This is a genomic window from Streptomyces sp. NPDC003393, from assembly GCF_053589015.1.
This window is the reverse complement of record NZ_JBSFRB010000083.1, coordinates 1-9,164: the sequence shown is the minus strand read 5'-3', so window position 1 is coordinate 9,164 and position 9,164 is coordinate 1. Positions and strand designations below refer to the sequence as shown.

The following is a 9,164-nucleotide window of genomic DNA, read 5'->3' as shown; positions in this document are numbered from 1 at the left end:
TTATCGGGTGGGGGTGTTTCGTTTTTTGCGTCACCGGCCCGACGGGCGGCCGTCCCCCGCCAGGGGGCCGTCCCCGCTCGGTCGTCGAGCGTCGATCCGGCCGCTGACGTCGGTGCCCGCGATCGGCGCTTCACCTGGTGCGGCGGTCAGCTCTTGTTGAGCTCCCAGAAGCGGAACACGGTGGAGGCGTCGAGGCAGTACTCCAGGCCGTAGACGCCGTCCCGGACGACTGCGTACTGCTTGGCCTGCCACACGGGCAGGACGGGCAGTTGGTCGGCCACGATGTCCTGGAGCTGTCCGTAGTCCCTGTCGGTCGCGGCGCGGTCGGTCTCGGCGGCGGTGCGCGGGATGAGTGTGCCGGTGATGGCGCTGTTCGTGTAGTGGTTGTCCAGCACGTTGCCCTGCCCGAAGAAGGGTGCCGTGAAGTTGTCGGCATCCGGATAGTCGGGGACCCACCCCTTGACGTAGACGCCGTACTTGCCCTTCGCGATGTCCTTCTCGTACTGGTCGAAGGGCACCGACTTGACGTCGGCCTGGAAGAGTCCGCTCGCGTTGAGCTGAGCGGCGATCGCCTTCAGTTCGTCGTCGGTGGCCGGGCCGTAGCGCGAGGGGGTGGACCAGAGGGTGAGGTGCACCTTGTCGGTGATGCCGTCGTCGCGCAGCGCGGCGGTGGCCTTGGCCTTGGAGGGGCTGGCGCCGTAGGTGTCGAAGAAGGCCGTGTTGTGACCGGCGATGCCCGCCGGGATGATCGAGTACAGCGGGGTCGCGGTGTCCTTGTAGACGTCCCGGACGAGGGCGTCGCGGTCGAGCAGGTAGGCCATGGCCTTGCGGACACTGAGCTTTCCGGCGACCGGGTCGTCGAAGTTGAAGACCAGGTGCTGGACTTCCGCGCTACTGCCCTCGACGACCTCGATGCCCTTGGTGTCGCCCTCGGCGCCGAGTCCGGCGATGTCCTTGGTGGTCAGTCCTCGGTAAGCGACGTCGACCTTGCCGTCGAGCAGGGCCTGCTTCAGGCCGCCCTGGTCGCCGTGGAAGAACTTCAGGGTCACACCGGCGTTCTTGACCTGCGCGGTGCCCTTGTAGCTCTCGTTGACGGAGAAGACGGCCTGGTCCTTGCTGAAGGAGTCCAGCTTGTAGGGGCCGGAGCCGACCGCCTTGCCGTCCTTGCGCAGCCCCTGTGCGTCGTACTGCCGGTGGTCGACGATGGAGCCGGCACCGGAGGCGATCTTGCTGGGGAAGGTGGCGTCGGGAGTCTTCAGCCGGAACACGACCGTCTTGGCGTCAGGCGTCTGGACCTCGTCGAGTGCGGAGAACATGATCGCCGGTCCGGCCGCGTCGTTGATCTTCCGCGTGCGGTCGAAGGAGAACTTGACGTCCTCGGCGGTCAGCGGGTCGCCGTTGCTGAACTTCAGACCGTCCTTGAGCGTGCACTCGTAGACCTGGGTCCGAGTGTCGGTGAAGGAGCAGGACTTGGCCGCCTCCGGCTGTGGCTCGGTGCCACCTTTGGGGAAGCCGAGCAAGGTCTGGAAAACGTTGTCAAACAACAGCCAGGAGCCGGGGTCGTAACCGGAGGCCGGGTCCGTGGCCAGCACGTCGTCCGACATTCCCACGTTCACGTGGGAACCGGTGCCGTCGGCCCCACCGCTCTGGGAGCCGCATCCGGTCAACAGGCCACAGGCCAGCCCGACCGTGACCGGCAGGACCGGCCACTGGTTACGCATCTTCACTGCACGTGCCTTGTCGTCGTTCTCGTCAGCCCAGGCCACGGTCTGGCACCGGGGTGGACCGGCCCCGCTCGGACAGGCCCAGGAGAGGCACCAACTTCTCCTCGTCACGGCCGGAATCCCACAGCTGAAGGGTCGCGGACGAGTCGAGAGCATACTCGACGCAAGTGACGCCGCCTTGAACAGCCGCCGTACAGTCCCCACGGGCACCCGTCGGCACAGGATGCCGCGAACCCTCGACGGCAGCGCCCCAGGGACGCTCACGCTCGCTCCGCGGGTCCGACGGCGCCGAAAGTGGCACGAGTCCCGCAGGGACGAGCGGTCCGCGTGGGTGCCCGCTCGCGCCGGCGTCGGTCTGCTCGGCGTACGGCCTTGCCTACGAAGGACGGACATCTGCGGCCGTCCGGGCGTGTGCGGTGGCGGGGGCCTCCCACTGGCTGAAACCTGACTGCGGTGCCCCGGCACCGACACGCGGCGCCTCGGCCGGGGTGCCGCACCGCCCTTCCTGGCCCCGTCACAAGGAGCGCCCTTCATGACCTTCAACCCCCTGGAACAACGGGGTATCCCACTGGACCGCCAGCTGCGCAACTGGCGCGAACTGAACGTGGAGCCGATCGACCCGGATCGGTGCGACCCGTACACGCGGTGCCGGGTCATCACCATGAACGGGATCGAGGTGGAGGCGATCCTGTTCAGCCACCACCTCGCCCGCCACACCGTCGATCCCGAGATCAAGCGGCAGCTGGCCGGGGTCCGGTACATCGAAGCGCAGCAGCAGAAGGTGGTGAACTGGCTGCTGCCGGGTGTGTCGTCGGTGCTGGAGACGACCATCGCCTACGAGCAGGTCGCGGTGGACCTGACGGCGTGGGTGGCGCGCATGGAGCCGGACCCGTATCTGCAACAGGCGTACCAGTTCGGGGTGTTGGAGGACTTCGACCACCTGTACCGGTACGCGAACCTGTACGAGATGATCGAGCACCGCAAGGCGGAGTCGGTCGTCGACAACCTCACCGAGGTCATGCCGGGCCGGCCCACGAGGTTCCACCACCGCGACCCGTACGACAACGTCCGCGACCCGTACGACCGCAGCTCGGTGAACCCGCTCTCGAAGCTCCACGCGCTGACGATCATGTCCGCGGAGCAGCAGACCATGAACTTCTACATGAACACCGGTCCCACCTACATGGAGCCGATCGCCCGGCAGCTGTACCAGGAGATCGGGCTGATCGAGGAGGAGCACGTCACCCACTACGAGTCGCTCGTCGACCCGGGTGAGACCTGGTGGGAGCAGCTGGTCAACCACGAGTACAACGAGTGCTATCTGTACTACTCCTTCATGGAGCAGGAGAGCGACGCGCGGGTCAAGGCGATCTGGGAACTGCATCTGAACATGGAGCTGGAGCACCTCCACACCGCCTGCGATCTCATGCGCCGCCACGACGGCCGTGAGCCCCAGGAGGTGCTGGCGCCCGAGCTGCCGAACGTGCTCACGTTCGAGCCGAACAAGCAGTACCTGCGGGAGCTGCTGGACACCCAGATGGACCTCACCACGCTGGGTGCCGGCTATGTGCGCGAGGCGCACGAGCGGTTCGAGAAGATGCAGGAGCGGATCAACGGCGGTGAGGCGCCCCCCAGTGAACGTGTCATGGCCGAGCACGACGAGATGTTCGGCCGGGAGTACCGGGTGCAGTCCGAGGGCGAGCACCCCGACCCCGCGATGCGCGAGAAGTGAGGGCAGGCGAGATGTCCGACATCCACACCCCGCAGGCCGGTGCCGACCAGGCCCCCGATGTCGACGTGGTCGCCCTGCTGATGCGCCAGCACGGCGACATCCGCAACCTGTTCGACGAGGTCGAGCGGAGTTCCGGCGACGAGCGCCGCGACGCCTTCCGCCGGCTGGTGCGGCTGCTGGCCGTGCACGAGACCGCCGAGGAGGAGGTGGTCCACCCCTTCGCCCGCCGCGCCCTTCCGGGCGGCGAGGGGGTCGTCGAGGACCGTCTCGCCGAGGAGAAGGAGGCCAAGGAGGCCCTCGCCGCGCTGGACGAGATGGACACCGAGGATCCGCAGTTCATGCCGCGGCTGATGAAGTTGCGCACGGCCGTGCAGGAGCACGCGCGGGCGGAGGAGCGCTACGAGTTCAGCCACATCCGCCGCCACGCCGACGGCACGAGCCTCGCCTCCATGGCCAAAGCCGTCAAGGCGGCCGAGGCCATGGCGCCGACCCGCCCGCATCCGGGCGTCGAGTCGGCCGCCGCGAACGTGGCCCTCGGTCCCGTGGCGGCCCTCATGGACCGCACCAAGGACGTCGTCCGCAAAGCCATGGGCAAGGACTGACCCGCCGAACGCGGAAGGGGCCCGGAGCCGAGTGGTGGTCCGGGCCCTGTCCGCCCGTCTTCCGGTTTCTCGTCCGGCGCCGCGGGCGGGGGATCAGCCCGGTCGGCCGTCGTCCGGTGCGGCCGCGGCACGGTCGGCCCGTCCGCCGGCGCCCAGCGTGCCGGTGGCACGCAGCGGCCGCCCGGCGTCCCAGCGGGGCAGATCGTGACGGGCCAGCCGCAGTACGACGGGCGGCAGGGCCCCGCGCAGGGGCTGGACGAGACGCAACCACGCCGGGATGTAGACAGCGGTGCTCCGGCGCTCGACGGCGCGCGCCAGTCGGGCGGCGACCGCGTCGGCCGGATGGATGGTCCGGACGCCGGGGGGCAGGCGCGCGCGCAATGCGTGCAGGGTCGTGAAGCCCTCGGCCTCGCGGATCATGTCGGTGTCCGCCCAGGCGGGATAGGCGACACCCACCGCGACCCCCTCGTGCGCCACCTCGGCCTGCAGGACGTGCGCGAAGGCCTCCACTCCCGCCTTGGAGGCGCAGTAGGCGCTCATCATCGGGGTGGCGCCGAGTGACGCGAGCGACGCCACCTGCAGGAAGTACCCCGCCGTCGCCGTCAGATCTGGCAGGAAGGCCCGTGCCGTGTGGGCGCTGCCCGTCAGGTTCACGTCGATGACACGGCGCCATGAGGAGGAGTCCGACGTCGCGAAGGGGCCTCCCTCGGCGATTCCCGCGTTGGCCACGACCGCCGACGGCCGACCGAGGCGACCGCGGACCTCCCGCGCCGCGGCGTCCAGCGCGGAGTTGTCGGTCACGTCGACTTCGACCGCCATCGCGTCGGTGGACAAGGATGCCGCCAACGCCTCCAACCCGGGCCGTTCATGGCCGAGGAGTGCCAGGCGCGCCCCGCGACGGGTCAGTTCGTGTGCCAGTGCCGCTCCCAGTCCGCGCGCGGCTCCGGTGATCACGACGGTCCGGTCCTGGAGCGGACTGCCCGTCACCTGCTGTCCTTCGGCCGGTGGGCCCGGCTCACCCGTGGCTCCCCGGTCCCTTGCGCCGAGGGCGGCTCCTGGCCCGTCGCCCCGCTCGACGTGGTCTTCCGGGACGACGACAGCGGGCGTGCCGAAGTCCCTTCGGGCGATTCGAGCCAGCGCGTGCGGATGTGCACACCGTCGACCGGTCGGCCCCCCGACATCGCGGCGGCGGACAGGCAGAACCGGACCCACATGTTGAGCTGGATCTCCTTCCCCAGGCGCAGATGCGAGTACAGAAGGTGCACCAGGCGGCTGCCGGGGCATGCCCACAACTCGATCTCGAACACCAGCAGGCCGTCGTCCTCACGCGCACGGAACTGCACCTGGCCGGCCTCCATGTGACCGCGCAGGGTCACCAGGTGCAGGTGATCGACGTCGCGGTGAATCACCTTGACGGGCCCGTTCCAGGGTCCTGGCATCTCCACCAGCAGTTCGTCCGCGACGTCCAGACCGTGCTCACGGAGCTCATCGGTGTGGATGTCGACCACTTCGGACGGCACGAAGCGCTTGAAATCGCAGCAGATCCATTCCATGAGCCGGTCGGGACCGACGTCGGCATCGGCGATCCGCACCCGGAAGAGACGATGGAACAGGGGACCGTAGCCGTCCCGCGCCAGTTGCACCCGGCTGTCGACCGCTTCGGGCGGCAGCGGCGGTGGGAGGTCCGTCTCGTCGCCCCGGCACTCGCCACCTCGGTGCAGAGGCATCGTCTCCCACAGATAACGCCACGTGACCAACACCGTACCCAGGAGCCACCGCGCGAGCACAGTGACCATCCGAGGACAGCGTGGACGCGTCGTCCGTGAACCTTGAGCAGACAAACCGTGCGAAACACTCATCTCCACCTGAGTACCCCCACAAAGGGGTACTCAAAGTGACAGCAGAACAAGCAAGCGAGACTCCGGAGGCCTCATGGTGGTCCGAATGCTGCACCGTGCGGGGGTGCGCGGTGCCCAACTGCACCTTGCCTCGCTCGCCACCATCGGTCTGTGCGTGACGCTGTGGGTGCGCGCGAAGACCGTCGACCAGGAGCAACGGGCGAACGCCGAGCGACGCGCGCTCTTCGTGGGTCTGTGGCCGCCGACGCTGTGGGTGATCGGTGACTCGCTCGAAAGTCCGCGTGGTCCCCTTGGGTGACTGGGTCTTCGGACGGCTCGACGCCGTCCGTGTGTGGCGTGGCCTCGCGGAGGCACGCGTGAACTACTCGGCAGACGAGGTACGCCGACCCTCGTGGAACTTCGACCTGTACCGCACCGCGCTGCCCGCAGAACGACCGGGTCCGCCGGAGCCGAAGGGACCATGGGAACAGGCCTGCCGACTGGTCCGGGACTACGAGTTCTCGCCGCCGGAGATCGTGCGGGCGCTCTACGACCCGGACGCACCGCTGCTCGGCCGCGACATGCTGCTGGAGGCGCGGTTCCACGGCATGCACTTCTACTGCGGTGTGCGCGTCACCGACGTGGTGGACGAGATCCGAGAAGGGACCGACCGCGTCTGGGGATGGGCCTACGAGACCCTGCAGGGCCACCTGGAGCGCGGCAAGGTGACCTACGAAGTGCTAAAGCGGCAGGAGACCGGTGAGGTGCTGTTCGTGGTCTCATGCCATTCGCAGGGCGCCCCGACGCTGGGCCGGATCACCTCCCTCGGGTGGCGCCTGTTCGGCCGCCGCACCCAGTTGCGGTTCTACCGCAGGTGTGCCGAGCGAATGCGTACGTTCGTCGAGGCCGCTCAGCGCGGCGAGCACCCGCTGCCCGGTCCTTCCCGCCTGGTCGGGCGTCTGGTGTGTGCGCCCTCCGACGCGAGGATGCACCGCTTCGACGCACTGGCGATCCACCGGGTCACACCGGGATGACCACGAGCCGCGTCCACGACGCAGGTCGTACGACGGCGTTCCCGGGTCGCCGGTCGCTGCCGGCACGCAGCGGACAGCGGCGGGAACTTCGTCGGTCAGCGGCCGCAGGGCGAAGGTGCGCGTCGAACACCTGACCTCGGGGCTACTGCTGCCCCTCGTTCGTGCGGCGCGCCGTGCTGAAGCGGCGCTGATAGGCGGCTGGACTGATCGACATTTTTCTCACGAACACCCGCCGCATGCTCTCGTAATTGGGAAATCCGGCGAGGGATGCCGTCTGTGTCGCGTTGTGCCCTTGGTCGAGCAGAGCTTTTGCCATGTCGAACCGAATCATCTCCACGTACCGGGCGGGCGTGGTCGACAACTCGTCGTGAAAGAGACGGGTGAGATGCCGAGGGCTCACATTGAGGTGTTTGGCGAGTTCACCGATCGAGTGGTTTCCCCCGGGATTCGCCGTGATCAAGTCGGTGATGCTACGGAGGGACGGAGACCGGGGCGGCGGTCCTTGCAATGAGGCGGAGAACTGCGACTGGCCGCCCGAGCGCTGCAGATAGACCACCAGGGCGCGGGCGACATCGCGCGTCAGGTCAGGGCCGTGGTCCTCCTCGACGAGCGCAAGTGCCAGGTCGATGCCGGCGGTCACGCCCGCCGAGGTGTAGACGGTTCCGTCCCGGACGTAGATCGCGTCGGGTTCGACTCGGCTCGACCGGCAGCGGGCGGCGAGTTCGTGCGCGACCTTCCAGTGGGTGGTCACACGCTTGCCGTCCAGGAGACCGGCGGCGCCGAGGATGAACGCTCCGGTGCAGATGGACGCGACCCGGTCGGCCCGGCCCGCCAGCGTTCGAGTGGCCTCGATCAGAGCACCGGGGACAGGCGTGCGCGGGTAGAGGTCCGCGCCGGGCACCAGGAACGTCTCGGGAGAAGGCTCCGTGGCCGCGGTGTCCACCGCGATCCGGATCCCGACGGACGAGGTGACATCGGCGCCGGTCGGTGACGCCAGGGCGATCCTGTAGTCGGCGCCGAGCCGGTTCGCTTCGGCGAACACCTCCGCCGGGCCGGCGACGTCCAGCAGTTTGACCCCGTCATAGACGAGGATCGCGACCCCGTGCGTGCCGGAGGGCACTGCCCCGCCGGCCGCCTGTCCGGATTCGAGTGACTCATGGCCGGACCGAGGCGGCGCCGGGCGCCGGGCGGCTGGCAGCGTGGAAGACGGACGCACGGTCCATTCGTAGCACACCGATATCGGAAGGCGTAAAAGTCATGAGCGAGACCATCGCGGGGGTGGAGATTCCTGAAACGGCGGCGGTCGCCGAAGCCACCCGTCTGATGCAGAAGATGACCAGCCCCCTCATCTACCATCACTCTCGCCGCGTTTTCGTTTTCGGCGCCATTCATGCGCACAGGCTCGGCCTGGAACCCGACCCGGAGCTTCTCTACCTGTCCGCGATGTTCCATGACACCGGCCTCCTGACGCCGTTCTCCGACGTGGAGCAGCGCTTCGAGGTCGATGGAGCCGACCACGCGCGCAAGTTCATGCTCGACCACGGTTTCCCGGCGACGGCCGCCGACGTGGTGTGGACGGCGATCGCGCTGCACACGACCCCGGGAATTCCCCACCGGATGGGCCCGGAGATCGCCATCACGTATCTCGGGGTTCTGACCGACGTGCTCGGCGTGGGTCTGGACGAGCTGGACCGCTGCCAGGTGGACGAGGTCATCGCCGTCCATCCGCGGGGCGACTTCAAGAACGAGTTCTTGCGGGCCTACGTCGACGGACTCAAGTACCGCCCGGAGACCACGAACGGCACCGTGAACTCGGATGTACTGGAGCACTTCGTTCCCGGCTTCACCCGCACCACCACGGTCGAGCGCATGCTCGGCGCTCCCTGGCCGAGCTGAGCAGGGCTCCGTACGCGTACGCGTCGACGTGGCCCTGGGTGCGGCCCGCCACGCCGGACGATCGCGCACGCACGGGCCCCAGCGGCGATCCGACGGAACACACGCACCCAGGTGAGATCGATCATGCGGAGCGGCATACATCCACCTGCGGCCCCTGCGTGCCGCACACGCGGGCGCAGCGCGCTCGGCTCGCCCCCTCTCCAGTAAGGACCTGTATGCAAGCCATCACTGTTCGGGACCGTGACGCCGGTCTCGCCGGGATGTCCCTGGTGGACCTCCCCCACCCCCATGCGGCCGAGAACGACGTCATTGTGCGGGTGCACGCCGCCGGCTTCACC

At 68.6% G+C, this 9,164-nt stretch carries 9 protein-coding genes and 1 pseudogene; 6 read left to right on the top strand and 4 right to left on the bottom strand.

Annotated elements, in window-relative coordinates; all coding sequences use genetic code 11:
- Positions 1 to 146 precede the first annotated feature (146 nt).
- The gene (locus ACWDUZ_RS38170; RefSeq protein ID WP_451636427.1) at positions 147 to 1,727 is read right to left on the bottom strand and encodes an ABC transporter substrate-binding protein; all 1,581 of its coding nucleotides are present in this window, start codon (positions 1,725 to 1,727) and stop codon (positions 147 to 149) included.
- Positions 1,728 to 2,256: 529 nt separating this feature from the next.
- Here ACWDUZ_RS38170 and ACWDUZ_RS38165 point away from each other — a divergent pair.
- Positions 2,257 to 3,456, top strand: a complete 1,200-nt coding sequence (locus ACWDUZ_RS38165) for a hypothetical protein (protein WP_451636426.1) — start codon at positions 2,257 to 2,259, stop codon at positions 3,454 to 3,456.
- An 11-nt stretch (positions 3,457 to 3,467) separates the two neighbouring features.
- Positions 3,468 to 4,058 carry a hemerythrin domain-containing protein gene (locus tag ACWDUZ_RS38160; protein WP_451636425.1) on the top strand — a complete coding sequence of 197 codons (591 nt, stop codon included), beginning with the start codon at positions 3,468 to 3,470 and terminating at the stop codon, positions 4,056 to 4,058.
- A 93-nt stretch (positions 4,059 to 4,151) separates the two neighbouring features.
- On the opposite strand, the gene ACWDUZ_RS38155 is transcribed toward ACWDUZ_RS38160, so the two are convergent.
- Both ACWDUZ_RS38155 and ACWDUZ_RS38150 read right to left on the bottom strand, forming a co-directional pair.
- Positions 4,152 to 5,045, bottom strand: coding sequence for a short-chain dehydrogenase/reductase (locus ACWDUZ_RS38155; RefSeq protein WP_451636424.1), 894 nt, complete (start codon positions 5,043 to 5,045; stop codon positions 4,152 to 4,154).
- Positions 5,042 to 5,854, bottom strand: coding sequence for a DUF1990 domain-containing protein (locus tag ACWDUZ_RS38150; protein ID WP_451636423.1), 813 nt, complete (start codon positions 5,852 to 5,854; stop codon positions 5,042 to 5,044). Before ACWDUZ_RS38150 ends, ACWDUZ_RS38155 begins: the two co-directional genes overlap by 4 nt.
- A 148-nt stretch (positions 5,855 to 6,002) precedes the next feature.
- On the opposite strand from ACWDUZ_RS38150, the gene ACWDUZ_RS38145 reads away from it, so the two are divergent.
- Together ACWDUZ_RS38145 and ACWDUZ_RS38140 are read left to right on the top strand one after the other, a co-directional pair.
- On the top strand, positions 6,003 to 6,215 hold the full coding sequence (locus tag ACWDUZ_RS38145; RefSeq protein WP_451636422.1) for a hypothetical protein: 213 nt from the start codon (positions 6,003 to 6,005) through the stop codon (positions 6,213 to 6,215).
- Between the two features lie 58 nt (positions 6,216 to 6,273).
- On the top strand, positions 6,274 to 6,930 hold the full coding sequence (locus ACWDUZ_RS38140; RefSeq protein ID WP_451636421.1) for a DUF1990 family protein: 657 nt from the start codon (positions 6,274 to 6,276) through the stop codon (positions 6,928 to 6,930).
- Positions 6,931 to 7,072: 142 nt separating this feature from the next.
- Here ACWDUZ_RS38140 and ACWDUZ_RS38135 read toward each other — a convergent pair whose 3' ends face one another.
- Positions 7,073 to 8,050, bottom strand: a complete 978-nt coding sequence (locus ACWDUZ_RS38135) for a GlxA family transcriptional regulator (RefSeq protein ID WP_451636420.1) — start codon at positions 8,048 to 8,050, stop codon at positions 7,073 to 7,075.
- A gap of 137 nt (positions 8,051 to 8,187) precedes the next feature.
- On the opposite strand from ACWDUZ_RS38135, the gene ACWDUZ_RS38130 reads away from it, so the two are divergent.
- Positions 8,188 to 8,826, top strand: coding sequence for an HD domain-containing protein (locus tag ACWDUZ_RS38130; RefSeq protein ID WP_451636419.1), 639 nt, complete (start codon positions 8,188 to 8,190; stop codon positions 8,824 to 8,826).
- 215 nt (positions 8,827 to 9,041) lie between these two features.
- Positions 9,042 to 9,164: pseudogene (locus ACWDUZ_RS38125) on the top strand (NADP-dependent oxidoreductase); the annotation flags it as partial.